Source organism: Bacteroidia bacterium (assembly GCA_027493955.1).
In the GTDB taxonomy this organism is placed as follows: domain Bacteria; phylum Bacteroidota; class Ignavibacteria; order SZUA-365; family SZUA-365; genus JAOSJT01.
Window position 1 is genome coordinate 3,470,182 of the sequence record JAOSJT010000001.1, and the last position, 25,135, is coordinate 3,495,316.

21 protein-coding genes and 1 tRNA gene are annotated in these 25,135 nt (G+C 57.7%); 7 read left to right on the plus strand and 15 right to left on the minus strand.

Annotated features, from left to right (window positions below; genetic code table 11):
- Nucleotides 1-30: 30 nt before the first annotated feature.
- Nucleotides 31-1,053, plus strand: a complete 1,023-nt coding sequence (locus M5R41_13275) for a DUF4921 family protein (protein MCZ7557366.1) — start codon at nt 31-33, stop codon at nt 1,051-1,053.
- Between the two features lie 233 nt (nt 1,054-1,286).
- Here the strand turns inward: M5R41_13275 and M5R41_13280 are convergent, their stop codons facing one another.
- The 4 genes from M5R41_13280 to M5R41_13295 form a co-directional block, all read right to left on the minus strand.
- Nucleotides 1,287-1,892: a hypothetical protein gene (locus tag M5R41_13280; GenBank protein MCZ7557367.1), complete on the minus strand. Its 606-nt coding sequence runs from the start codon at nt 1,890-1,892 to the stop codon at nt 1,287-1,289.
- A 132-nt stretch (nt 1,893-2,024) separates the two neighbouring features.
- Nucleotides 2,025-2,546: a DUF3788 domain-containing protein gene (locus M5R41_13285; protein MCZ7557368.1), complete on the minus strand. Its 522-nt coding sequence runs from the start codon at nt 2,544-2,546 to the stop codon at nt 2,025-2,027.
- Nucleotides 2,543-3,433 carry a phosphoribosylaminoimidazolesuccinocarboxamide synthase gene (locus M5R41_13290; GenBank protein MCZ7557369.1) on the minus strand — a complete coding sequence of 297 codons (891 nt, stop codon included), beginning with the start codon at nt 3,431-3,433 and terminating at the stop codon, nt 2,543-2,545. The genes M5R41_13285 and M5R41_13290 overlap by 4 nt, the downstream gene beginning before the upstream one ends.
- Before the next feature lie 93 nt (nt 3,434-3,526).
- A tRNA-Arg gene (locus tag M5R41_13295) sits at nt 3,527-3,600 on the minus strand.
- Here M5R41_13295 and M5R41_13300 point away from each other — a divergent pair.
- Nucleotides 3,593-3,760: a hypothetical protein gene (locus M5R41_13300; GenBank protein ID MCZ7557370.1), complete on the plus strand. Its 168-nt coding sequence runs from the start codon at nt 3,593-3,595 to the stop codon at nt 3,758-3,760. The two genes, M5R41_13295 and M5R41_13300, sit on opposite strands and share 8 nt — an antisense overlap.
- 174 nt (nt 3,761-3,934) lie before the next feature.
- On the opposite strand, the gene M5R41_13305 is transcribed toward M5R41_13300, so the two are convergent.
- Both M5R41_13305 and M5R41_13310 read right to left on the minus strand, forming a co-directional pair.
- Nucleotides 3,935-5,068, minus strand: coding sequence for a saccharopine dehydrogenase NADP-binding domain-containing protein (locus M5R41_13305; GenBank protein MCZ7557371.1), 1,134 nt, complete (start codon nt 5,066-5,068; stop codon nt 3,935-3,937).
- Nucleotides 5,065-6,051, minus strand: a complete 987-nt coding sequence (locus tag M5R41_13310) for a YCF48-related protein (protein MCZ7557372.1) — start codon at nt 6,049-6,051, stop codon at nt 5,065-5,067. Before M5R41_13310 ends, M5R41_13305 begins: the two co-directional genes overlap by 4 nt.
- Before the next feature lie 420 nt (nt 6,052-6,471).
- On the opposite strand from M5R41_13310, the gene pruA reads away from it, so the two are divergent.
- On the plus strand, nt 6,472-8,103 hold the full coding sequence (pruA, locus tag M5R41_13315; GenBank protein ID MCZ7557373.1) for an L-glutamate gamma-semialdehyde dehydrogenase: 1,632 nt from the start codon (nt 6,472-6,474) through the stop codon (nt 8,101-8,103).
- A 153-nt stretch (nt 8,104-8,256) separates the two neighbouring features.
- Here the strand turns inward: pruA and M5R41_13320 are convergent, their stop codons facing one another.
- On the minus strand, nt 8,257-8,487 hold the full coding sequence (locus tag M5R41_13320; GenBank protein ID MCZ7557374.1) for a T9SS type A sorting domain-containing protein: 231 nt from the start codon (nt 8,485-8,487) through the stop codon (nt 8,257-8,259).
- Nucleotides 8,488-8,662: 175 nt separating this feature from the next.
- On the opposite strand from M5R41_13320, the gene M5R41_13325 reads away from it, so the two are divergent.
- Together M5R41_13325 and M5R41_13330 are read left to right on the plus strand one after the other, a co-directional pair.
- Nucleotides 8,663-10,783: a hypothetical protein gene (locus M5R41_13325; GenBank protein ID MCZ7557375.1), complete on the plus strand. Its 2,121-nt coding sequence runs from the start codon at nt 8,663-8,665 to the stop codon at nt 10,781-10,783.
- A gap of 57 nt (nt 10,784-10,840) precedes the next feature.
- Nucleotides 10,841-11,635, plus strand: coding sequence for an NAD-dependent deacylase (locus M5R41_13330; protein MCZ7557376.1), 795 nt, complete (start codon nt 10,841-10,843; stop codon nt 11,633-11,635).
- 167 nt (nt 11,636-11,802) lie between these two features.
- On the opposite strand, the gene M5R41_13335 is transcribed toward M5R41_13330, so the two are convergent.
- From M5R41_13335 to M5R41_13370, 8 genes are all read right to left on the minus strand, one after another.
- Nucleotides 11,803-12,876, minus strand: a complete 1,074-nt coding sequence (locus tag M5R41_13335; GenBank protein MCZ7557377.1) for a branched-chain amino acid aminotransferase — start codon at nt 12,874-12,876, stop codon at nt 11,803-11,805.
- Between the two features lie 92 nt (nt 12,877-12,968).
- Nucleotides 12,969-13,226: a GlsB/YeaQ/YmgE family stress response membrane protein gene (locus tag M5R41_13340; protein MCZ7557378.1), complete on the minus strand. Its 258-nt coding sequence runs from the start codon at nt 13,224-13,226 to the stop codon at nt 12,969-12,971.
- 228 nt (nt 13,227-13,454) lie between these two features.
- A complete protein-coding gene (locus M5R41_13345) occupies nt 13,455-14,390 on the minus strand; it encodes a hypothetical protein (GenBank protein MCZ7557379.1) in 936 nt (311 codons plus the stop codon).
- Between the two features lie 118 nt (nt 14,391-14,508).
- Entirely contained in the window at nt 14,509-15,261 is a 753-nt protein-coding gene (locus tag M5R41_13350) for a T9SS type A sorting domain-containing protein (protein MCZ7557380.1), read from the minus strand.
- Between the two features lie 75 nt (nt 15,262-15,336).
- The gene (locus tag M5R41_13355) at nt 15,337-18,612 is read right to left on the minus strand and encodes a hypothetical protein (protein MCZ7557381.1); all 3,276 of its coding nucleotides are present in this window, start codon (nt 18,610-18,612) and stop codon (nt 15,337-15,339) included.
- A 31-nt stretch (nt 18,613-18,643) separates the two neighbouring features.
- The gene (locus M5R41_13360) at nt 18,644-20,416 is read right to left on the minus strand and encodes a T9SS type A sorting domain-containing protein (protein MCZ7557382.1); all 1,773 of its coding nucleotides are present in this window, start codon (nt 20,414-20,416) and stop codon (nt 18,644-18,646) included.
- Nucleotides 20,417-21,022: 606 nt separating this feature from the next.
- Nucleotides 21,023-21,739, minus strand: a complete 717-nt coding sequence (locus tag M5R41_13365) for a peroxiredoxin (protein MCZ7557383.1) — start codon at nt 21,737-21,739, stop codon at nt 21,023-21,025.
- A gap of 55 nt (nt 21,740-21,794) precedes the next feature.
- Nucleotides 21,795-22,205, minus strand: a complete 411-nt coding sequence (locus tag M5R41_13370; protein ID MCZ7557384.1) for an OsmC family protein — start codon at nt 22,203-22,205, stop codon at nt 21,795-21,797.
- A gap of 151 nt (nt 22,206-22,356) precedes the next feature.
- Here M5R41_13370 and M5R41_13375 point away from each other — a divergent pair, with 151 nt between their 5' ends.
- Both M5R41_13375 and M5R41_13380 read left to right on the plus strand, forming a co-directional pair.
- Nucleotides 22,357-24,387 (plus strand): HAMP domain-containing protein, encoded by a 2,031-nt coding sequence (locus tag M5R41_13375; protein MCZ7557385.1) that lies wholly within the window; start codon nt 22,357-22,359, stop codon nt 24,385-24,387.
- A gap of 12 nt (nt 24,388-24,399) precedes the next feature.
- Complete coding sequence (locus M5R41_13380; protein MCZ7557386.1) at nt 24,400-25,032, plus strand: response regulator transcription factor; 633 nt, start codon at nt 24,400-24,402, stop codon at nt 25,030-25,032.
- The last annotated feature ends 103 nt before the right edge of the window (nt 25,033-25,135 follow it).

Here is a 25,135-nt window from a genome sequence, read left to right on the forward strand (position 1 = left end):
ATTCTTCCATCTGCCCACGGAGCTGTCGTCATGTCGGAATTCCGCCAGAACTACGCGACCAGGGAATGGGTCATCATTGCGCCCGAACGTGCTCAGCGACCGGTGTCTCTCCCGGCTGCGGGCAATTCAACCATTGCTCCATCGCTACCGGAAACGCCCTGGAGCGCCGACTGTCCGTTCTGTCCCGGAAATGAGGAAAGAACAGATACCGAGCTCTGGCGCATGGAGGAGGACGGTGCATGGAGCATGCGATGCATTCGGAACAAGTTTTCCGCGCTCTCCATGGACAGCGAGCTGACACGTGCCGGAGTCGGACGCTTTCTGCGTGCGGGTAGTCACGGTCATGCGGAAGTCATTATCGAATCACCACTGCACAACTGCTCTCCCGCGGACTTCGATCTTCCAAGGATGGAGGCACTGCTGGGTCTGTACCTTCGCAGAATGACGGAAATCAGCAAGCTGCCCGATATCGCTCTTGTGATGCTGTTCCGCAATCATGGCACTGCTGCCGGAACCTCACTCCCGCATCCACATTCGCAGCTGATCGCCTCGCCCATCATTCCTCCGCACATCCGCGATCCCATACAAAAGGCGATGCAGCATTACGATACCTGGGGGAGTTGCGTGTATTGCGACATTCTCGATGAAGAACTATCGCAGAACGACCGCATCATATCTGAAAACGAGCATACGGTGGCCTTCTGTCCGTACGCTTCCCGCACACCGTACGAAATTCGGATCTATCCGCGGAGACATAACGCTTCGTATACCTGGGTCCATTCCGCGGAAATTGGAGGGATCGCCCGGATTCTTCTCAATGCTCTTGGCGCCCTGCACACCGTGCTCGACAATCCCTCGTACAATCTGCTTCTCCGCACCTCCCCTATTGGTGATGAGGACGTCCGTTATCTGCACTGGTATTTCGTTATCGTCCCCCGGATCTCCACACCCGCCGGGTTCGAGATGGGCAGTGGTATTTACATCAATCCTATGCCGCCCGAATTATGCGCAAAGCAACTCCGTGCTGCAAGCTTCGCCCGGTACGGTTCCTGAATGCGACTACAGGCTGAAGCGTCTGCGATCCTGATTCGTGAGACAGATATTCGCCGCTGTGCGGTCCGTCACGCACGATCCGTCCGGCAAAACGCCGGACGGTGCGTTCTATGCCACCAGCACCGTGATTGCAGGATGCGTCCTCTCTCCTCCGAAACGACGCGCTCGAAACAGCATGCCCATCGGAAACGGCACGCCCATCGGAAACGGCCGCCATTGAACTCGATGGGCGGTCAATCGCCTTTCTCGCCTCTCCACTCCCACGCATCGGGCGTCGCAACAAGACCCGCCCGCACCGGTTCCTGGCGCAGGTAGCGGAGTGTACGTTCGATATCGCTTCCTTCTTCGAGAGTATGGATATGAGTGTCTCCTTCCCATATTGGTGAGTACACCCGCAAGGATTGACGAATCCGGTATGCCACCGGCATTTTCAGCGCATCGGCCACATGCAGCATAGCGGGTGCGGGTGCGTCGTTGTGCAGGCGTTGTGCGAGCACATGAATATGCGTGGGCAGCAGAACCCACGATCGCACGGAGCACAGCACACCGTCCATGTCGCGCAGCGTCCGTTTCGCGGATGCGGCGACATCGGGGTGTTCCAGCCATCGGGGGCCCGGAGAATGGTCCAGAGTGAGGTCCCAGTATGCGAACAACTCTGCGAGGCGTTGCGCGTCAGGATTGTGGATGCTGTCCGCATCGCGCCGCAGTCGGTACTCTAGCAGCTTTTCGCGCGCGGAAAAAGGAATGGAATGTGTGAGCCGTACGGTGATGAGGGCTTGCTCACCTGCACGGGGCTTCATCAACACATGCTCAAAATAGCGTTGATCCATCGTAGCCATGATACGCTCCCTGATTCATGGTGTGAAAGGATGCGGCGCCTTATCCGGCGCCGCAGTGGTCAATACAAGGGAAATTCGGACGAAAAGCGTCCCGGCACAATCCCATTCGGGACGACCGCACACGGGAGTGACCTATCGGTCCGAAGTTTTTTTCCGAAGATCGGCGATTTTCATTTCCATCAGCGGCACAAGCGCCAGTACATCCTCGGACTTGTGCAGGTGAAAAGTGACCCATGTTGTTTTGACGGAGGGTTTGCTGTTCTCGAAGGCTTTCAGCAGCATGGGGGTCAATGTTTTCAACGAGCGATATTCTTCCAACTGTGCGTCGGGAATGCTGAGAGTGACGGTGAAATACCCCTTGTAGAAGTGCAGTACGCACACCACCCGTGCCTTGAACGAGCCGCGATAGCCCCACCCCTCGTCCGTAGCATACCACTGCATCCCCCAGTTGATGCCAGGCTCGATCAGCTCAAGTTGATGCTCGAAGCGCTTGAGTTCGATAGCCGGGAGCACACCGAGCAGAATGTCTATCTCGGGTCTCGTCGGCGGATGCTTCGCATCATTGAAAGGAAGTTTGGGACGAACGGATTCCTCCCGCCGTGGATAAACGGGATAATCCGGCTGTTCTTTGCGTCGACGTGCGTGGGCTGTCACAGGAGTGTCAATTCCTCGCCGGTGATGAGACGATACGCCTCGATGTACTTCTCCGACGTTTTTGCGATGACATCCGCAGGCAAAGATGGTGCTGGCGGCGTTTTGTCCCAATTCACGGATTCGAGGTAATCCCTCACGTACTGCTTGTCGAAACTCGGCTGGGATTTACCGGGTTCGTAGCCGTCCATGGGCCAGAAACGGGATGAATCGGGCGTCAGCGCCTCGTCGATGAGAATCAACTCTTCGCCGTCGAAGCCGAATTCGAACTTGGTATCCGCGATGATGATATCGTGTCCGAGCGCATATTCACGCGCTGAACTGTACAGCGCTATGCTCAGGTCGCGCGCCTTTTCTGCCGCTTCGCGACCGACGATGGCGGCCGCCTGCTCGAAGTCGATGTTTTCGTCGTGCCCCACCTCTGCCTTGGTGGACGGAGTGAACAGCGGCTCCGGCAAACGCGATCCGTCCACGAGTCCGTCGGGCAACGCAATGCCGCACACGCTGCCGGTCTTGCGGTATTCCTTGAGTCCTGACCCGGTGAGATAGCCGCGAACCACGCATTCAATGGCAAGCGGACGAGTCTTACGCACCAGCATGCTGCGTCCGCGAAGCTGCTCCGCATAGGGCGCACAAGCGGCGGGATATTCGTCGGTATTCATGGTGATGAGATGATTGCGCACGATATGCCCGGTTTTCTCGAACCAGAAGCGGGAAATAGTGTTCAACACCACCCCTTTCGCCGGAATAGGATCGGGGAGGACCACGTCAAAAGCTGAAAGCCGGTCCGTGGCAACGATCAACAACGCATCGCCGAGGTCATATACATCGCGGACCTTGCCGCGCCTGAACAAAGGAAGATCAAAGTTGGTCTCTGAAATGGCTTGCATGACGCGCTCCGAAAAGGAATGGTGAGTGTGTGTCAGTGTGTGTTCATCGGGGGCAAAAACAGCAAATCCCTTGAACAAGGGATTTGCCTGCTGCGCGCCCACAGGGACTCGAACCCCAAACCTCCTGATCCGTAGTCAGGTGCTCTATCCAATTAAGCTATGGGCGCTTCTATTGGAGATTTACAATGTACAAAACGTGTGGAGAAAAAACAAACCACAGGCACCATAGAAAAGACAGAAAGCACAGAAACAGAAAAGACAGAAAGCACAGAAACAGAAAAGACAGAAACTATAGAGATCGCGGAAACAACAGAAAAGACAGAATGACTGTCTACAGAGGGACAATCAGAACCTGCATGGCGAAATACGTTGATGCATTGAGAATGCGCCGCCGAAACTTCGCACGCGACGGCCATGCTCACGGTTTTGATGCCATTTTCTTTTTTTGGGCTATCGCTGCAAATCCGATCGTTCTCCGCCGAAGCCGGAGCAGGAAGCGAACTAAGAGGGATGCACCGAATGACTGAACTGTATACCGCGGTCGGTCAACCCCTGCAGAAGGGCGTCGTACACCGTCTTTTCGGCACCCAGATACTCCGGCGGTGAGATGCCGATGCGCCGATACGTCCCGTTGGCGACGAGACGCGCGGCTACGGCGCAGGTGTAGCCGGTGGTGCGGGCCATGGAGGTGGTGTGCGTTTCCGTATCATAATGATCGAGAAGATCAAACACATGGCGCTCCGTCTTTCCTCCCTTCTCTCCGAAGATTTCGACGCGCATCACGGACAGATCGCGCTCGCCCTCGCGAAGCTCCCAGGCAGGGAAGAGCAGCCTGGCTGTCACATCCAGCGGTACGACACTGACGCCGTTCACTTCCACCACCTCTTTGGAGAAAAATCCCGTGTCACGCATCGCACGCATCAGCGCCACATGTCCCGGATAGCGCAGGGTTTTCTCTTTCATATTCGGCGCGTTCATGGTAACCGCCAGAGTGCGCAGTCCGTCGGAATTGAAGGCCTCCAGCGTACCGACGCCCGGCAGATCCACTTCTTCCACTTCGCTCAGGGCGGGACGCACGACAAGCGCGCCGCGTTCGATGAAGCGTGCCGGACGTGTGTATTCTTCTATCACGTCTATCGGCGAAAACACCGCCGCGTACTCGTAGGGCTTACGCCGCACCACGGGCAAACCGCCGACAAGACAGAGAAATGTGTCGATCGAATCCAGCTCTTCGTTGAGCCGACCGTAGAGGATATTGCCGAGCCCGGGCGCGAGTCCACAATCCACCACGGCGGTTACGTGGTGTTCCCTGGCGAGAGCGTCCAGTTCAAACGGGTCCTCAGGGAAGAAGGCGATGTCAACGACATTTTTTCCCGCCAGTATTGCGCGTTTCAGCGTGTTGAAACCCATGAAGCCGGGGACGGCGCCGATGACGAGATCCGCACCGGCGAGCAGCGTATCCAAAACGCCTTCGTCGGCGAGATCCGCTTGCGTGACGGCGAGGCCATGCCGGCGACAGCGGTCCAGCGAAGCCGTGGAGCGATCGGCGACGGTTATGGAGAAGTCTTTGTCCTTCGCGAGATCACGGGCGATGGCGGAACCGACGAGTCCGCCTCCGAGCACAAGAATGTTCATGGCGCTTCCTCCTCGTTGTTGTCCTTTGCATCCGGCGAGGGAGGGAGTTCACCCGCGCCGATGGATCGTAGTCGGAAAATCGCTCCCTGGTCACCCACCGCGACAGCCGCGCCGTTGGGAAGGAAGGTGATGGCGTTGACGCTCTTTGTATCGGGCACGTCATGCAGTTTCCAGACAAGGTTGGCGTCGCGTCCGCGTACGATGGCGCCGCGCCGGCCGACGGCCCAGCCCGTACCTGTGCTGTCGAACTGTATCATGGAATAGTCGCTCTGATATGACGTATGCTGCTGCCAGGTTTTTCCCGCATCGGTCGTGTGCATGATAAGACCCTGAAAACCTGCGAGCCAACATTCCTGCGCCGATCGAGCCGCCAGCGTGGTGACAGGGAGAAAGGTATCGAGCTTCTGCTCCTGCCAGCTTTCTCCTCCGTCAACGCTGCGCCAGAGTTTGCGCTGCATTGTGGCCATCCATCCGTGTCGCTCGTCGGCGAAGCTGATGCTACCGAGCATAAAGTCGGTACCGGTCTTGATGGTTTTCCAGGTGTCGCCCATGTCCGTGGATTTCAGCACTATTCCTTCCTCGCCGCACAGCCAGACAGTGGAGCCCACGACGCTCATGCCGGGGAAATTGAGATCGAGCTGAACGGGAAGGGCATGCCAGGATTCACCGCGGTCGGTGGTGCGCACCACGCTTCCGCGAAAACCCGCCGCTATGCCGGTGCTGTCATTGAAAAAATGCACGTTGCGCAGGGCATATTGATCCGCGGTGAGCTTCTGCTTCCAGGTAAATCCCCCATCGGTGCTTTTGAGAATAGCACCGAAGTCACCGACGATGTAGCCGTGCAGACTGTCGACAAAGGTCACGTCCCAGAGAGGAAAGAGGGTTCTAACGGAAATGCGCTCCCAGGTACCGACGGTTTGCGCTGTGGCGGGTAGCGAAAGCAGCAGGAGAAGAGCAATGGCTGTGGAGACAAGACGTTTCATTTGCACACACGATTCGTTCTGAGCAAGCGTTCGTGTCCAAAATATTCGGACGGTATGTCCAAGTAATCTACGGAGGAGGTCAGGGCGGAGCAAGGCCATAGCACCGGGATCAGCAGACGGCATCAGCAGACGACGACGGGAGAGAGCAGACGCACCGCAGATGCATCTCGGAGCGACCGTCTCGTTTTCGAGCGTTTCGTTGCCTACGCGATGCGTGCCGATCAATCGATAATCGAGTTTTCAGGGATGGATGTGTGCCAGGGAATTCCGAGTATAAGACATCAATTTTTTCTTCTCCACGCACTTTGGTACTTTGAAAGACGTGCGGAATTGCGATTTCCAGCCGCACGACACGAAACAGAGACGCTGAACAGGCGAGACAGTTCACCAGTCAGATACACGCAACGCAGGAGTTATTTCATGAGCAACGCATATTTCAAGGTGCCTGCCCCGATTAACGAACCGATCAAGTCGTATGCCCCCGGGAGTCCCGAGAAAGCCGCGCTGAAGGCGCGCATGGCCGAGATGAAAGCCATGACTATCGACGTCCCTCTCATTATCGGCGGCGAGGAAATCCGTACAGGCGACACCGCGGAGATGCGCATTCCGCACGATCACGCACATGTCCTGGGTGTGTACCACCGCGCCTCGGAAAAAGAAGTGAATATGGCTGTTGAAGCCGCTATAGACGCGCAGCGTATGTGGGCCGCCATGCCCTGGGAACAGCGCGCAGCCATTTTCCTCAAGGCGGCCGACCTGCTGGCCGGTCCGTGGAGAAATACCATCAATGCCGCCACCATGCTGGGTCAGTCCAAAACCGCTTTCCAGGCCGAAATTGATTCCGCTTGCGAATTGATTGATTTCTGGCGTTTCAACGTGTATTACATGACACAGCTCATGCTGGACCAGCCGTATTCGCCGGCGGGCACGTGGAATCGGGTCGAATACCGTCCGCTCGAGGGCTTCGTGTTCGCGGTGACGCCGTTCAACTTCACCTCCATCGCCGGAAATCTGCCCACGGCGCCCGCCATGGTCGGCGGTGTCGCCCTGTGGAAGCCCGCGTCAAGCGCCGTGTACTCGGCGTATTGGCTGATGAAACTGCTCGAAGAAGCCGGATTGCCGAAAGGCGTGGTCAATTTCATTCCCGGCTCCGGCGGCAAGGTGGGTAATCCCGTGATGAAAAGTCCCTGGCTGGCCGGTATCCATTTCACCGGGTCCACCTCCGTGTTTCAGGACATGTGGAAAACCGTGGGTGAGAACATCGCCATGTACAAATCCTATCCCCGCATCGTCGGTGAAACAGGCGGAAAAGATTTCATTTTCGCGCACAACAGCGCCGACGTGGACGCGCTCGTGGTAGCCGCGCTGCGCGGTGCCTTCGAGTATCAGGGACAGAAATGCTCCGCCGCTTCGCGCATGTACATTCCGGCATCCATCTGGCCGGAATTCCGCGAGAAATATGTGGCCGAAGTGGCGAAGGTCCGCATGGGCGACCCGGAGGACTTCACCAATTTCATGTCCGCCGTCATTGACCAGGGCGCCTTCGAAACCATCACGTCGTACATCGACTACGCGAAGCAGGCCGACGACGCCGAAATCATTACCGGCGGTGGTTACGATTCGGCAAAGGGCTGGTTCATCGAACCCACCACCATCGTCACCACCAACCCGCGCTTCAAGTCCATGGAAGAGGAAATCTTCGGACCGGTGCTCACGATCTATGTGTATGAGGACGCGCAGTACGAAGAGACGCTCGATCTCTGCGACAGCACCTCTCCTTACGCTCTCACCGGCGCGGTGTGGGCGCGCGATCGCTATGCGCTGACGCACATGTCGGACAAGTTGAAAAATGCCGCGGGCAATTTCTACCTCAACGACAAGCCCACCGGCGCCGTGGTCGGTCAGCAGCCCTTCGGCGGCGGACGCGCATCGGGCACCAACGACAAGGCCGGCAGCGCCATGAATCTGCTGCGCTGGATGTCCGTGCGCACAATGAAAGAGACCTTCGATCCGCCGAAAGACTGGCGCTATCCTTTCCTCGGAGAGAAGTGATCTCTACCCGAATTGTTTGCGAAAGCCCCGCCGTGTGCGGGGCTTTTGCGTTGAAAAATGTATGACGGCGTAATGCCATGGGGCCGAAACAGGCGCGGGATCGGATCCGGGGCCCGGGCAGAAACGCAGCGCTCCCGCATTCGGCGCGTTGCTTCAACGGACAAGAAATTGCCGCTTCGCCATCGCAGACTCTCCCCGCAGCCGCAATACATACGCTCCGGGGGGAAGCGCGGGAAGCTGGATATGTGCGACCTGTTCGCCTTCGCGGTAATACCCGGCAGTGCCGTCAGCCCGGAGGCGACCCAGCACGTCGAATACGAAATAATCAATGGTGCCTGGCCGCTGTTGCAAAAATCCGATACGCTTGTGAATACCGAAAAGCACGGACGTGGGCGCTTCTCCGCAGTAGCGAGCCGCCGAGCAACGTGTTAACCTCCACCACCCCCATCGTGTAGAGACCTTGCATGCAACGTCTCTACTGGCGTGCACACTGTACGCGACTGTAACCTTTTCTCACCTCATGTGTTTATCTTTCATTGCGTCACTTAACGAGAACGCCATGCACCGTTCGTTACCTCTCCTCATACTCTTCGCTCTCCTGATCTCCCCCACCGCTACCGCCCAGGTGTGGGAGCAGCTCGAAACGCCTTCTGGTGGCAGCATCGACGCGCTAGCGCGTTCGGGCAACAGCATCATTGCGCTGCAAACCTTCGGAGGTGTGTACCGCAGCGAGGATGAGGGCGCATCCTGGAATTTCCTCACCGATGCGCTATCCACCACCGCAGTGTTCGATATGACGTCTTCGCCATCGGGCGTGCTGTACGTCATCGGATTTCAGAAACTCGCCATTTCCAGCGACCGCGGCGCGACCTGGCAAAGCAAGCGCCTGCAATTCGTACCCGCTTCCATGGACTTCGCCACGAATGGTGATCTCCTCATCGGTTCGACGGGACGCATCATGCGATCGTCGGACGAGGGTGAGAACTGGACGGAAATCATTCCCAATCCCGCGGTTACCTACGGGTACAACGTTGCCGTGTCCGCAAACGGCACGTGGTTCGCGGGTGCGTACCGCTCCGGCTTCTACCGTTCCACCGATGAGGGAGCGACCTGGACGCGTCTGGACGGAACGATGACGAACAGCGATGTGTACTCGGTGTCCGCCCTGCCTCAGTCCACCATCATCGTCGGTCTTGGCAATACGGCCTGGTGGTCGCCGGATGACGGGCAGAACTGGGAGCGTGTCGTCGATCTCGATTCGGTGAACACCTTCGGCATTGTGGCGGGAAACGACGGTGCCTGGTATGCGGCGACGACGCGCGGTCTCGCCGTTTCAACAAACAGCGGCCGTTCCTGGAGCAAGCGTACGACGTTCGGCCGCCTGTTCGGGCTGCTGCCGACGGCGTTCGGCATTCTGATCGCGGCGGATGGAACCCTTCAGACAAGCATCGACGCGGGGGCAAATTGGTGGCCTTCTTCCGATGGCATGTATCCGCCCACATGGACATCGCTGGTGGTACCCAATGGCGAATCGTCCCTCCTGGTGGGCGGTACGGAGACGGGCGGACTCTATGTGTCGGAAAATAACGGCGGGACCTGGAAAGTAGCGCAAACCGGGTTACCCTACGGGTTCACCGTGCTGGATATCTCCGCGGCGTCAACCGATCGCATCGCGGTGCTCACGGACAATTCCTATCTCATCACCAGCGACAATGGTCCCGCCAAATGGGACGTGAAAGCTCTGCCGAATACGGGTGCCCAGATACAGGCAATCAGCGCGCGTAACGACGGCGGCATACTGCTCGGTGATGGTATCGGCAGCGTGTACCGCTCGCTCGACTGGGGCGCGACGTGGCAATACTCGGGTCGCATCGAGCTGCCGGCATCCAACGTGAACATCATGGTGTTGCGTCAGGATGTGTTCGCCTCCGGACGTCCGGTGTACGCCGCGACCGACCGGGGTCTGTTCCGCAGCGACAACGACGGGACATCCTGGAGCGAGATCACGCCCGGGGGTGTGCGTCAACCGGTGATGGACATCGCGGTGACACCGGGCGCATCGCAGCCGGTGCGCAGCGTCATCGCCGCCCGAGAGTATGAAGTGTTTCGTTCCACCGACAAAGGTGCGAGCTGGACGAGCATCATCAAGACCGGATCGCAGGAGCCCATTCTGGACATTCTGCTCACGCGAGAGGGGCATGTAGTCTGCCTGACGGGGACCTCGATGTATGCCTGGCGCATGGATACCGAAAGCGTTTCGAGTAAACCCGTCCCGGAAGAAGCACTGGTGATAGCGGGCAAGGATCTCGGAGGTCGCTATTATGCCGCGACGCGTCTCAACGGAGTGTATCGCACGCTTGTCGATATTCTCGACGTCGCCCGTCTCGCTCCCGCCGCCGCGATCACGGCCTTGCAACTGACTCCGAATCCCTTCGGGCCCGCCTCGACCTCGGCAGCGACGTCTCCCGTGCTGCATTACACCGTAGCCGAAAGAACGCGGGTGACAGTGATGGTATTCGATGCCGCCGGGCGTCGCGTGTTCCTGCGCGATGCGGGAGAGCGTTTCCCGGGCGAGCATCTTGAACCGATAGATCTGCAGGGTGCTTCGGCTGGATCGTATACCATTGCGGTGGCAACCGAAGCCGGTATGCGGAGCGTGCAGGCAATTCTTCTTCGGTGAGCATGCAGTCCTTCAACGCAATGGCCGCGTTTCGGCGCGCAGTTCGGAGAAAAAGCGATGAGCGAAAATGACGCGGCAGTACAGCCCGGCCGTGAAGCCGTGCCGCTGGCCAAAGCCGCTGAGGTGTTGCGGCGCGCGCAGCATGCGACCGCGTTCACCGGTGCCGGGATATCCGTCGAGAGTGGCATTCCCTCGTTCAGGGGCGCCGATGGCTTGTGGAGCAGATACAATCCAGACTGTCTCGACATCGGATATTTCCATCGGAATACCGAAGAGGCGTGGAGGGTCATCAGGGAGATTTTCTATGATTTTTTCGGAAACGCGAAGCCGAACGATGCACACTTTGCCCTGGCCGCGATGGAACGCGCGGGGATGCTGCACGCCGTCATCACGCAGAACATCGACAATCTGCATCACGACGCGGGCAGCGGCGTGGTGTATGAGTTTCACGGGAATTCGAGATTATTGCGCTGCCTGCAATGCAATGGCACCGTCCCGGCCGCGGAGTGCGACCTGCGGATACTCCCGCCGCGCTGCGACTGCGGCGGGATACTGAAACCGGACTTTGTGTTTTTTGGCGAAGGGATACCGGAGCCCGCGCAGACATTGTCCTTCCGCGAAGCCGAACGAGCGGATGTGATGCTGCTTGTCGGCACGACCGGCGAAGTCTATCCCGCGGCGTTGATACCGCGGGAGGCGAAGCGGCGCGGCGCCATCATTATCGAAGTCAATCCCGAACACTCCGAATACACATCCACCGTCACCGACATTTTCTTACAGGGAAAAGCCGCGGGTATACTGCGTGAGCTGGCGAAGCTGCTCGGTGTGTGGCAGCGCCCGGAGCCTGCGTAGCGCGGGGTGATGTACATCCGTTTCGCTACTATTTGTCATCGGATCGCCAAATGGCAAAAATACAAACGCCATATGGCGTAAATACGCGGTTGAGTCTTTTTCTGTTGTTATAGAAAGGCGGAAGCCGCCCTTGCGAGCGGCCTCCGGAGCAGGATAGTGTTCTACTGTCAGATCGTGATATTCTCTACCCACCCGTGCGTGTCGTCGAGCTCACCGTACTGTATGCCGGTGATGGTGTCGTAGAATTTCTGCGCCACGGGACCGATTTTCGCGTCATTGATGAGATAGCTGTCGCCGCGGTACACGAGTTCGCCGACGGGCGAGATGACGGCGGCCGTACCCGTACCGAAGGCCTCCTGCAGCGTGCCCTTCTGGTGAGCGTCGATGATTTCGTCGATGCCGATGGGACGTTCGGATACTTTGATACCCCATTCACGTCCGAGTTGCAGTACGGAGTCGCGGGTGATGCCCGGCAGGATCGAGCCCTGATCCAGCGGCGGCGTGATGAGTTCGTCGTCGATAAGGAACATGATATTCATCGCGCCGATTTCATCCACGAACTGACGCGACACCGCTTCGAGGAAGAGCACCTGCGCGAAGCCCTCTTTTTTCGCTTTCATGCCGGCGAACAGGCTGGCTGCGTAGTTTGCGGCTGTTTTGGCCTGACCGAGACCCCCGCGTACGGCGCGGACATTCTCCTCATCCACCTTGATGCGCACCGGATTCAGACCTTCGGCGTAATACGAAGCGACGGGCGAGGTGATAACGAGGAAGCGGTAGCTGTCGGAGGCATGCACGCCGAGGAAATTGCCCATACCGAAGGACAGCGGGCGAATGTAGAGAGAGTGACCACGCTCTTTGGGTATCCACTCGTGATCGATAGTAATGAGTTCACGGATGCCTTCGACGAAGATGTTTTCGTCCAGCGCCGGGATGCAGACGCGGTACGCGGAGTTGTTCATGCGCTTCGCGTTCATATAGGGTCTGAAAAGATTGACGCCACCCTTCGCGGAGCGGAAGGCCTTCATACCCTCGAAAATCGTCTGCCCGTAATGCAGTGTGCAATTGGAGGGTTCGATGGCCATGGGAGCGTAGGGCTCGATGCGTGGAGCGCCCCAGGCGCCGTCGGCATAGTCCATGACAAACATATGATCGGCGAAAAATTTGCCGAAACCGAGCGCATTGAAATTGATCGAGGAAATACGTGACGTTTCTGACTTACGGATGGTGAGATTATCCATGACTTCTCCTGTATGTGCGCATTGCGGCGCGGGTCAATCCCGTCGGCCGTCAGGGTTCTCGATGTGAATAAACACGGCAGCAGCAGGTGCTGCTATTTTGAACGTCCGCCCAGCATTCGGGCAGCCCAGAGAAAAATCACCGCGCCGACGGTGGCGACGAAAAGACTCCAGAGGTTGAAACCCGTAACGGACTCCTCGCCGAGCGCGTTGAAGACCAGCCCACCGATGACGCTGCCCAACACGCCGACGGCCACATTAAACAGACAACCGCGTTCGCTGCCAACTCCGGTGGCGGATTTCGCGATCCAACCCGCGATACCTCCAAGAATAATCCAGCCAAGCAGCCCCACAAAACCTCCGTTTCTCTGGTGGACAGCACTGAAATATAGGAAATGACACCGTGCAGGCCAAGTAAATGCGGATGCGAGGGAGGGGAATTCTGTGAGGCGGAGGATAGGGTAAAGTAAAGGGTAATGACGCCTGTTGCCGGGACTACGTATACCATACCTCATTACTCTTCACCGCTGATGGGTACAGGGTAATGAGCCAATGAGCGGACCTCCAAAGCGCAAACCGCCTCACCCCCGCTTCGCGAAGGGATTCCCCGCCACGCTCTGCACGCTCACCTCGATTTCGATATAGCGGTTGTCGCCCGTGCCTTGCGCCATGCGTCCGTACGGACCGCGCTTGACCAGCATGCGGAAATAGATGTCGCCGCCGGGACGCAGGAGTTTGCCGAAGTACACGCGTCCTTTCGGATACGTGCCGTTCGGCAGCGTGATGTATGTGGCGGTGTAGGCGGCTGTGTCCGGAGGAGAGGAGGCGAGCTGCTCGTTGAGACTGTTGGCTTCGATCACATAGCCGCTGTTCGTCCAATCCGCGAAGCGTGTACGCGGACCGGGATTCAGAGCAAGCTCCGGACTGCGGATGATCAGGGCGGAGCTGCTACCGAGCGTGTGTACGTACAAGCTTGCACGCTCGCGGAAGGCGGGGTCATCCATTTCCATCAGCTCAATTTCGCCGTTCGGGTTCCAGAGATCCGCGGCGGGATACATCAGGAGGCCCGTCGAGGTGTTCGCATAGATGCGTATCGGCTTGCTGTATGTGACCTGATTGCGCCGCCGGGCCGGGGACCAGGTGATGGAGGCGTGTTCACCGCTCAGGGTGTTTCGGACTGTTTTGCAATGAAGGTCGATCCGATACATCACGCCGTTTTCCAGTTCCCCCACGCGGTAGCTGCTGTCGAGGCCTATATCCAGATATCGTGCTTTTCCATTGCGCGTATCCGTGGCGATGATGTAATAGCCCGCAAAATCGGATTTGTCCTCATCCGCTGACGGAGTCCAGGCCAGGATGATGGCCGTGCTGTCCGAGCATGCACGGAGCTGCGAGGGTGCGGCAAGCACCGGTCCTTCGATGTCAAGACCCTTCGGTTCGGGTGCCGCCGGATCGGAACAAGCGGAGGCGATGAGGAGCAGGAAGAGCGGGATTGAAAGTCTGAGCTGTGGTTTCATCGCAAGATCTCTGATGATTGACGGAATATGTACAAAAATCTGATGGGCTGGTTATCTTCGTGTACGGTCAAAGTGTTTGCCGGACCGTAGGCGATTTCCAACGGGTACTTACCTCCGATCATCTGACGAGAAGCATTTTGCCACTCAGCACGTCGGCGCCGGCACATAGACGATACATATACACCCCTGCCTTCAATTGCCCGACATGCAGCACCACCGAGTGTACCCCGCGATCGAGCATACCCTGTTTGACCACCGCCACCTCGCGGCCGAGCATGTCATGTACGGTGAGCTTTACCTCGCGGGAGTCGGGGAGTTTGAAGGTAAAGGACGTCACGGTGGAGAAGGGATTGGGATAGTTCTGTCCCATTTCTATGGTGGAGGGGATTATGTGCTCGAGAATGGAAGCTCTCGACTGTACCTTTGGTATCAGATTCTCAGACCGGGCAATGCCGAGACCGCTGTACATGATCGGATACAGTTCGAATAGTGGCCGCCAGGTCGAATCGCTGCCTACGATATTCCTGAGCGTATCGAGGTAGCGGAGTCCGCTGCGATAGCCGCCGGGAATGGCAAGCGGAGCATAGAGCGCCGCGCGGAGTAATGCGCCGCTTCGTAAATCCCGTGAGCCCGCGAAGCTCCATGCCTGGGTGATCTCATACGCTTCACGATACCGACCGACTTCCGCCAGGACTTCGGCGGCAAAGAGTTTGCTGCGGACGTCCGGTACACGCAGCAAGTGAAGAACGAGGGTGTCGCGCATATCCTCGAATCCGGATAGTTTGAGAATGTACAGACGCAGCAGGTCGAGGTCCTGTCGGTCGACTACTCTGGAGGTCGAGGCAAGTGCGCTGCCAAGCAACTGACGCAACTGCACATAGTTGCTGTCGCGAAATGCCCGTTCGATCGCACCGCGCGCAACGATTCCACCCGATGATGCAGATTTTTATAACGAGTTCTCGCGGGCGACGAATGGAACGTACGGACAGATCGCAAGTGTATCGTCGGCATTGACAAATCCGAGAAGGATGGGAGGTGACGGTTCCCAATAACTGCTCACCGCGAGTATCCCCGGGTCATTCCCCACCGCGTGGAAGCCTGTCGTGGTGTTTTGAAGAATAAAGCAATTCATGGTGCCATCGGCGGCGGCAACATCGCCGAAGTTGATGAAGCCGAAATCGGAATGCAGAACCATGTTCATCGCGTCCACGCGATTGTAACCGGGCGAGAGCGAATCACCCATCACGGTACCGCCCAGAGCTTTAATTCCCGTGTCGAAACCCGACAGACTGTTTTGCTTCATTTGCGTAATGCCCTGATCAAGCTGTGTTATTCCGATATCTAAGGTAGATGAAATAGCCGATTTCACACCCATATCGTTCCGCAAGCGCGTACGGTAACCTGCTGACCACGAGTATCCATCTCCGCAATCCTGAGCGGTGTTCATGTAGGAATACAGCTCCCCTCCCAGATTCGTCAGCACAATCCCGGGATTGTAGAAAATGTTCATGGATACCAGTCCGTATGCATCGGATCCGACCGCCACACCGCGTTCCGCATTCGATACGGTACAGTTTTCGACGTGCACGTACCCATTGGCAAGGGCATGGATGCCTGCCCACCGTTGCTCGATGTCGCAGGAGCCAAACATGGTATTCGTTGCGATGAACTCTCCGCGACAGAATATTCCTTGATCGGACTGGAATTTCAGATTGTCATTCGTCTCTGTATAGAGTCTTGCCTCTGGTTCGATAAACAAGTTCCCCGACAGACATTCGCCATCGAAATCCAGCGTCTCGTCCGCAAACGGTTCAAGACGGTACAACGCCGCCGAGCCGGGGGCGAAAAATTCGGTGAAGCCGTTCGCCGTGCTGCTGCTGTCGGGTGCATCGTTGGGCCGAACGATCCAGATATCACCTGTCTGAACGTTGGTCACTTTCCATTCATCGTAGGTCCCTTCGTGTCGTGCGAGCTTTACCGTGATATGCCGCTGTCCCTCGCGATGAGCCCGGCCGTTGATGACGAGGAGGTGCTTCGTCCCCGCATCACTGAACTCCGCCGTTTCCACAAACGTTTCGGACGACCCGTCGATGGGATCGACCGCATCCTGTCTCTGACTGATGACCTTCGAGACCAGTTGCGCCTCGCCTTCGCCGCAGTACCAGGATTTGCTCCGCTCCCACGTCATCTCCCGGAGAAGATTACCGACGGGACGCAGAAAGTCGGAGATGAATGCTTTGGTCGAATCCCATTTGTTCTCACCGTTTGTGTCGCACACGCGCGGCAGGTTGTTGGCGCCCAGAAAGCCCATTGAACCCGAGTTGGTATGTATCTGACGAGTTGAGTCCAAGACCCAGTCGCGACGCAGACGCGGCCAGCAGGCGTTTGCGGCATCAATAATCCTTGCTCCATGTGTATTGTACTGATAGAACATGATGCCATCCGCTCCGTGGGCGAGCGCGATATTGCACATCAGTCTGAGCTCGGCCGCGTTGGGTTCGCGCAGGGGATCCTTGTCCCAAGCAACTCCGAGAGAGTCCGCATCCCGCACGAACATATTGCTGTGGTTTTGCACAAACGGAATCCACGGCGCATGGATGCCTCTCAGCGCCCGGTTCACGGCATAGCTCCGGTAGCGGGTGACATTGTCACGCATGCGACCGGCCTTGGCGAAACTGTAGTGCTGATACAGAGAATCGTAGTACGCGCTTGGGTCCGGATCTTCACACATGCGGGGATACGCGTAGTCCACGGAATACGTGTAAAATCCGGAAACCATGTTCCGGTGAAATTCCAGCAATGGACCCATATCGTCGGTACTAACCTCCGCTCCGTGTGCCGAGTAGGGGAGGCAATGCGGGAGGCTATCGGCCAGGGCGGCACCCACCACGCGCGCGCTTGGCCATGAGCCGATGCTCGGGCGCTGTTCCTGGACCGTCATGAGTGGTATCCTGCTCGTTGTGAAGCTGCCCACGCCGTTGCGGTCGCTGGCGATGGCGGAGAGGCGGGTCATGAAATCCGTATGCATGCCGGAATGTATACCCGCATGACTATCGCCCGAGGCGAAAAGTCCGAAGGCGGCGGGGCTCGACAGGCACACCGCGTCGACAAGAAAATGGGCGTTCGAATTCGCAAAGACTTCAATCTCAAGAGGACCCATCAGGTCCTTGTCGATGAGGTCCTTCCAGTGCTTGAGTCGATCCGCCACCAGCACATCCGTCCGCTCCCAGTTCGTTGTCGAGTCGGGATCGTTTACCGTGAGGGCGCTGTGCATCCAGGCGTCCTCGGAGGTCCCCGGTGTGCGCACGTCGAACGAGTCGATGCGCATCTCGATCTGAGCGAGGTGATATTCGAACGGTGCGGCGCGGAGCGTGGGACCGTCGTAGAATGCGCTGCCCGGCACGACAAAATCGCGAGAAACGCGTTTGGTTATGGAATCCGGATGTGTCGAGAAAATGCGGACAGTCAGAACCGTCGTCGATGTATTGGGAGGATCGTGGACGAACTCATCCTCATCATCCGCAAGTATCACGGAAAGGTGATACAGCCCCGCGATCAGATTTTTAGGCTGGCTGTGATGGGATTCGTTATCGCCCCAGTAGTTCTTCCGGGCGGTCAGCTCCCGCTTCCTCTCGAAGCGCAGGCCCCGCACCGTGTCGCTCGGCTGTCGGAAGCGGACGCAGTTGCTCTGCCGTTTTTGTTCGAGGATGGAGCGGTCGGTTCGAAGATCGTGGAATGGGAAATTACGGAAGGCATTAAGAGCAGCAGTATCAACCGTACAATGCTCGAAATCCCACGTGGATTCCGGATTGAGGATAACACGGTTGAGTTCGCTGGCCGTGTGTATCCCCCAGTCGAAGATGCACACATCGATGTCGGTTTCAAAGGCCGTACTGTAGTTTGCGACCAGATCGTCGGTTATATCACGGAGCACGTTGCGCTGTCCGTTTTCGTCGCTACGGACGATGGAATTATAATGAAGCTCGATGCCCGCGAGATTGAGGCCAAGATCCTGTAGTTCGTCGAATCTGCCTTGCGGCAGGTCGGAGGGTAAGTTGGTAGCTTCATTGTAGGTTGCCACCGAACCGGGATTCGGTTGCCGGATGGTATCGGTGGCATTGCCGCCCACCCAGAACGCACCGATGTAGAATTTGTCGAGCGTCTGGCAGTGGAGCGTACTCGTCGCCAGCAGGGCGAGAAAAAGAACGCTAGAAATACGCATCACCTTTCTCCTGTTGATTGTGAATGACGGGTCAGAGGACAAGAAGCGATGTATGTGAAGTGTGTGTCGCGGAACGGAATACTATGCTGTACATGCCAGGCAGGAGACCATCGAGGGAGAGCGGCCAGGAGTTTGATCGCGCCTCGACGTTTACGGACATGCGCCGCAGTTCGCGGCCGAGCGTATCGAAAACAAGGACCTCTCCCGAGACAGCCGTATCGCTGTGCAGGAGCAGTTGCACGCCCTGCCCGGCATGCACAGGATTCGGGTATGCGCTCAACCGCATGCTCCCCGGGAGCCGGGGTATGTCAGCAACGGTGACAAGTTTGCTGTTCCCGCCGTAGATGCGGAAACGGATCAATCTACTGCCTGGGGTATCCCATGGTTGCCCCACAACGATGACATCGTCAAAGCCGTCACCATTGACGTCACCGACCGGCCAGGCGCCACGTTGCAGCCAGTCGATGTCTATATCCACTCCGAACGATCCATACGCAGTTTTGTTAACCGCACCGCTCCGGTTGGCATAGAGAAAATACACAGACGTGTTTTGGAACAGCTCCGGCACCCAACTGACGAGCACATCGCGCGTGCCGTCGCCGTTGACGTCGCCAACCGGACAGACAAACTGAGCGGTTATCAATGCACTCGGTAACGGATTGCGCAGCGAATCGTCGGCCTGTATGCTCGAGATGTCCGGCCGTCCCAGGCAGAATGCCGCATTGCCGTAGTGTGGCGAATGGGCGCCGATAAGCTCGTCGCAACCGTCGTTGTTCAAATCGGCCATCGCCGGATACTCCACCTTGTTCAGCCAAAAGTCGCCATAGCCGATGGGAACGGTGATGTCCGGAGAGGTGACCGTACCGTCGTGATTCCCGAACCAGATATCCCAGACTGTGTGCTTGTTTTTTGGCCAATCATCGTAATACGTGCCCAGAATCATCACGTCCGTGCAGCCGTCGCCGTTGAGATCGCCGAGCATTCTGCGCTGCTCATAATAATGCCAATTGCCGTCTCCCCGCGCCGGGGGATGAATGGCCGCACTGGGCGTCAGAGAGAGCGAATCGCCACCGAAGAACAGCATGTAGTACTTATAGCCACCGCTGGCTAATGTTGTGTCCAGATGGGTTGCGTATACGAGTAGATCGGTGCGGCCGTCCGCGTTATAATCACAACCCATTATCCCTTGATACCAGGAATCGACCGCCCACAAGCCCCAACCCGCATTTCGATGCGGCCCTCGTATTTCCGCGTCGGGTGTTATCCGGAAGGGTGGATCGCTTTTCGTGTTGTAATAGACCCGAATCAGTCCTCTCCGCTCCGGATCGGGATTACCCGTCACATTGCTGGTTCGAACCGTCGTCGCCAGATCCACGTATCCATCGCCGTTGAAGTCACCGGCGGCCACGCCACCGGAACCGCCGAGCACGAAATACCTCGGCTCGACCGGCAAGGGCACGCCGCCATAGAATATGAATGTGGTGTCGAGCGACGAGGTCACGGCATAGTCGTCGAAACCGTCGCCATTCAAATCCCCGAGCTCCGCGGTAAACCACCCCAGCCCCGTGTGGATCTTCGGTATCACGGTTGCTATCGTGTCGAACTCGTTGTACAGAACACCCATTTCGCCCGGGGATTTGCCGAGCAGGGCGGGCGCACGCGCGTCCTGGGCGCAAACCGGCGTCAGCAAGACAAACTGAAGCAGCAGCGCCACAGGCAACAGCGTGATCGCCGCACGATTCGAGCGCGGCGCCCTTGGCCGCCCCCGTGTGCGGGCCGTGAATAGAAAAACACCTTTCATCATCCAAACCTCCTTGTGTTGTTGAGAACCGTCGTTTCGGCCGTGTATCGGTCGCGCATCGTTATCCATTCACAATGGGTGACACTTGAAACCGTAAAAAATTCCCCCGCGCAAAAAAAAATATCTCCGCTTCCGGGATCGGGTGACAGGACACTAAATGGATAGGGGGCAAAGAATCGCTGGTACAAGAATAACACATGAGACACCGAAAAGTTACAGGGAGGTTAAACGTGAAACGTTAAAGGTTAAACGCATGCTGCTTCGGGAAGCTGCGGATCGGCGTTCGGCAATGCTCCGGAGACTCATAACGGTCCCGCGCCGCTCTGAGTGACATTCAAGCAACCGACCGTGTAACTCCTGTACGCCGTTCGTCCCGGCATGTACAAGCAACGCGGTCGGCGATCCGCTTCTCTTCCGTTGCCTGCTCCTCAGGAATCGGCGGCTTTCGCACATCGCTCGCGCTGCCGTGTACCATTACTCGTTGAGCATGATACGTATGTACGGAGAACAGCGCAATAACAGAACAAGCTCTCAAAAATGAGAGCTTGTCCATGTTGTACCAGAAGGAGCCGGTACGGGGTATTGCGTGTCTGCGAGCCGGGGACGGGCCTATCCTTTCAGGACAGCGTCGAGGACTTCCTTTTCGCTGATTTCTTTCGTGCAGAAGAACCAGTCGTGGCAGGTAATGCCGTTCTTGCTCTCCATGCGCTCCTGGGCAACACCGCAGGAACCGGCGGGGGGCACGATCACAGCGTCGCCCGGACGCCAGTCGGCGGGGGTCGCCACACCGAACGCATCGGCGGTTTGCAGCGCGACGACGACGCGGTACAGCTCGTCGAAATTGCGGCCGAGACTCAGCGGATAGTAAATAATGGTGCGGATCACGCCCGCGGGATCGATGAAGAACACCGCGCGCACGGCCTTGGTCGAAGATTCGCCGGGCATCATCATGCCATATTTTTTCGCTACTTCCATGGTGATGTCCTCGATGAGGGGGAATTTCACCTCGACATTCTTCATGCCCTTGAACTCGATTTTTTCCTTGATCGTCCGCAGCCAGGCGATATGACTGTAGAGACCGTCCACCGACAGGCCGACGAGCTTGGTATTGACCTTGGCGAATTTTTCTTCCATTGAGGCGAAGGTCATGAATTCCGATGTGCAGACCGGAGTGAAGTCCGCCGGATGACTGAAGAGAATCACCCACTGACCTGCATAATCCTGCGGAAAGTTGATGGGACCCTGTGTCGTTACCGCTGTGAATTCGGGCGCCTTGTCGCCGATGCGGGGCATGGGCTGGATTTGGACGTCGCTTGTGCTTTCCATGATAAGGTACTCCTGTTTATGTGTTTAAATATTGTCGTCTTTTTTCTGATCAATGTCAAGCGTCTTGCGTCTGACGCACCACGGTGCGGATATCGAAAGCGGGCGGCTCTTCGATGTGTTTCTTCACGGCGCACAGCGAGGCGGATTTTACGAGCGCGTCGTAATACTTTTCCGGAAAATCAGGAGGTACGACGATGTCGAGCTGCACTTTGCTGATCATGCGTTTGACGGGATCGAATTCCATGCGCTGCGTCAGTTCGATGCCTTCCGTGGGCAAATCCCGTTGCTGGCAGAAGCCCAGTACATAAATGCCGGCGCAGGTGCCGAGCGATGCGAGAAAGAGATCGAAGGGCGCCGGCGCGGTACCGTCGCCGCCGCCGTACGCGGGTTGATCGGTGCTGATGCGGAAGCCGTTGTGCAGTGCGTCCACTTTTTTATTGCCGGGGAAGACGATTTTCATTTCCATTGCGAAGTGCTCCTGTGAGATTTCTGTTTTCGTTCCAACCACACATAGGATGCACGGATACCGCGCATCGGTTCAGGCAGTGGGATATGGCCTGCGCTCTCGCTATGTTTGTATGACAGCCACTTGCCCACCGCGCGGACACGGACACTGCATGCTTCCCGCGATAAAACTCAAGACCAAGCTTCAGCTTTCCTTTTTGTTCATCGGCTTCATTTCCATTCTCATCACCGGATGGCAGGCCTATGAAAGCGCGAAGTCCTCGCTCGAAAGCGTGACGTTTCAGCGCCTCACCGCGCTGCGCGAATCACGGCGCAGGCAGATCGAGTATTACTTCGCACGGGTGCAAACAGACATCATCAGTTACTCCGGCGACAGAACCATTGCCGACGCGGCGCGGGATTTGACTGCGCTGTTCCCGCCGGCGCTGCGTGAAGCGGGAAGCGCCGCGGAGTTGCTCGATGCCGTGCGGCAACCCGGCACCTCGGGGGGCGGGCTTCAGACGCGCAGATACATCGAGACATTGCGCAGCTACGATGATCAGATCGAGCAATGGCGAAAAATCCAGGGATACTATGATGTGTTCATCATCGACGCGGTGAGCGGAGCGATAGTGTACAGCGCGCGGCGCGAAGGCGACTTCGCAAGCAGTCTGACGAATGGTCCCTATGCTGCCACGAATCTCGCGGAGGTGTTTCGTCTTGTTTCCCCCGAGCTGAGCGCCTCTGCGGCGCGTTTTGTGGATTTCGAACCCTATGCGCCTTCGGGGAATGCGCCCGCCTCCTTCGTCGCTTATCCGGTGCATGGAGCTGTCGGTGTGAAGGCGGTGCTCGCATTGCAACTGTCCATTGACGATATCAATTCGCTGATGACGGAGAGCAATGTCCGCAGAGATGGCATGGGGGCCAGCGGCGAGACGTACATCGTCGGTACGGACTACAGAATGCGCAACGATTCGCGGTTCTTTATCGAGCATCCGGCGGAGTATTACGCAATGTTGCGGCGCATCGGAACCGATGCGAACATCATCGGCATCATACGAAAGAACAACACCTCGGTGCTGCTGCAAGATGTGCGCACGGACGCCACCAAGGCCGCCCTGCGCGGCATCACCGACACGCGCATCGTGACGGATTACCGGGGTGTGCGCGTGCTCAGCTCCTTTACGCCGCTCAGCTTGCCCGATCTGCATTGGGTGATGCTGTCGGAAATAGATGAGACGGAGGCCTTCCGCAGCGTCTATGAGCTTCGCGAGCGCCTGATACTTGTGGGCCTGGTAATACTTCTCTTCGCCGTCAGTCTCGGAATGGTCATAGCGCAGACGGTAACGAAACCGATACTCTCCCTGGCCGAAACCGCCGCGCGTTTCGGACGCGGCGACCTCGCGCAACGCGCCGTGCCCGGATCCAACGATGAGATCGGCACGCTGGCGCGCACGTTCAATACCATGGCCGAAGAAGTGCAGACGCGCACGGATCAGCTTGAGAGCGAAATTGCAGTACGCACCCGGGCGGAGCAGGAACTGACGCGCTCGCAGGAAGAATTGCGCAATCTCTCCATGCATCTCCAGAGTGTGCGCGAGGCGGAGCGCAAGGGCTTTGCGCGGGAAATACACGACGAACTCGGTCAGCGTCTCACCACGATGAAGTTGCAGGTATCGCTGCTGCTCGAGGATGTGAGAGCGGGCGAGCGAATCGCCGCCGAAAAGCTCGACACGACCATCGGTGATATAGACGCGACCATACAGGCGGTGAAGAGGCTCATATCCGAGCTGCGTCCCGGTTTGCTGGACGACCTCGGTCTCACGGCGGCAATCGAGTGGCAGGCGGAGGAATTCGAACGCCGCAGCGGCATCCATTGCGAGCTATCTATCAGTCCGCATGACATCGCGCTCGACCAGGATCGCTCGACGGCGGTGTTTCGCATTTTTCAGGAAACACTCACCAATGTCGCGCGGCACTCCGGCGCCTCGGGTGTGACCGTATTCCTGACCGACAACGGCGATGAAATCGAGCTGGTGATTTCGGATGACGGACGCGGCATTACGCAGGATGAAATAGACGATTCCCGTTCCTTCGGTCTCATCGGCATACGCGAGCGCGCGTTGGTATTGCGCGGCACGGCGGTGTTTCTGGGTAAAGCGGGAGAGGGAACCGTCGTTTCGGTACACATTCCAAAGGATTGACAGGAGCCATCGATGATTTCCATACTCATCGCAGACGATCACGTGCTGTTTCGCGAGGGACTCAAGCAAATACTGTCGCGGCACAAAGAGATCCGCGTGCTCGAAGAAGCCGGCAGCGGCAGCGAGGCGCTGCTCAAGGTGATGCAGGGGAAATTCGATCTCGTGTTGCTGGACATTTCCATGCCCGGCCGGGGCGGTCTCGATGTGCTGGCGGAAATCAGACGCGAACAGCCGAATCTGCCGGTGCTCATGCTCTCTATGCATCCCGAAGAGCAATACGCCGTGCGCGTGCTCAAAGCGGGCGCGGCGGGGTATTTGACCAAAGAGAGCGCCGCATCGGAGCTCATTCACGCGATCAAAAAAGTCGCCTCCGGCGGCAAGTATATCAGTCCCGGCGTTGCCGAGCGCCTGGCCGACGCCATTGAGCACGACTTCAGCGGTCCCCCGCATCAGGCGCTTTCCAACCGCGAGTTCCAGGTAATGAAAATGCTGGCCTCCGGCAAGACACTCAAGGAAATCGCTGAAGACCTCATCCTCAGTGAAAAGACCATCACCACCTACCGCGCCCGCATTCTCGAAAAGATGAAGCTGCGCAACAACGTGGATCTCTCGCATTACGCCATGAAGCACGGGTTGGTGGAGTGAGCAGAGAGCCGGGAGTGGAGTGCAGTCTCTGTAAGCGGCGCACTGCGCAAACACGAGTCAAGCTCAGCAACGGCAGAGCATCGCTTCTGTCGCGGACACAGAA

Bases quoted from the DNA above. Each gene is read 5' to 3' on its own strand.
- M5R41_13275 (MCZ7557366.1), top strand. From the start codon at position 31: ATGTCGGAATTCCGCCAGAACTACGCGACCAGGGAATGGGTCATCATT.
- M5R41_13280 (MCZ7557367.1), bottom strand. From the start codon at position 1,892: ATGGCTACGATGGATCAACGCTATTTTGAGCATGTGTTGATGAAGCCC.
- M5R41_13290 (MCZ7557369.1), bottom strand. From the start codon at position 3,433: ATGCAAGCCATTTCAGAGACCAACTTTGATCTTCCTTTGTTCAGGCGC.
- M5R41_13300 (MCZ7557370.1), top strand. From the start codon at position 3,593: ATGGGCGCTTCTATTGGAGATTTACAATGTACAAAACGTGTGGAGAAA.
- M5R41_13305 (MCZ7557371.1), bottom strand. From the start codon at position 5,068: ATGAACATTCTTGTGCTCGGAGGCGGACTCGTCGGTTCCGCCATCGCC.
- M5R41_13310 (MCZ7557372.1), bottom strand. From the start codon at position 6,051: ATGAAACGTCTTGTCTCCACAGCCATTGCTCTTCTCCTGCTGCTTTCG.
- pruA (MCZ7557373.1), top strand. From the start codon at position 6,472: ATGAGCAACGCATATTTCAAGGTGCCTGCCCCGATTAACGAACCGATC.
- M5R41_13325 (MCZ7557375.1), top strand. From the start codon at position 8,663: ATGCACCGTTCGTTACCTCTCCTCATACTCTTCGCTCTCCTGATCTCC.
- M5R41_13330 (MCZ7557376.1), top strand. From the start codon at position 10,841: ATGAGCGAAAATGACGCGGCAGTACAGCCCGGCCGTGAAGCCGTGCCG.
- M5R41_13335 (MCZ7557377.1), bottom strand. From the start codon at position 12,876: ATGGATAATCTCACCATCCGTAAGTCAGAAACGTCACGTATTTCCTCG.
- M5R41_13345 (MCZ7557379.1), bottom strand. From the start codon at position 14,390: ATGAAACCACAGCTCAGACTTTCAATCCCGCTCTTCCTGCTCCTCATC.
- M5R41_13355 (MCZ7557381.1), bottom strand. From the start codon at position 18,612: ATGCGTATTTCTAGCGTTCTTTTTCTCGCCCTGCTGGCGACGAGTACG.
- M5R41_13360 (MCZ7557382.1), bottom strand. From the start codon at position 20,416: ATGATGAAAGGTGTTTTTCTATTCACGGCCCGCACACGGGGGCGGCCA.
- M5R41_13365 (MCZ7557383.1), bottom strand. From the start codon at position 21,739: ATGGAAAGCACAAGCGACGTCCAAATCCAGCCCATGCCCCGCATCGGC.
- M5R41_13370 (MCZ7557384.1), bottom strand. From the start codon at position 22,205: ATGGAAATGAAAATCGTCTTCCCCGGCAATAAAAAAGTGGACGCACTG.
- M5R41_13375 (MCZ7557385.1), top strand. From the start codon at position 22,357: ATGCTTCCCGCGATAAAACTCAAGACCAAGCTTCAGCTTTCCTTTTTG.
- M5R41_13380 (MCZ7557386.1), top strand. From the start codon at position 24,400: ATGATTTCCATACTCATCGCAGACGATCACGTGCTGTTTCGCGAGGGA.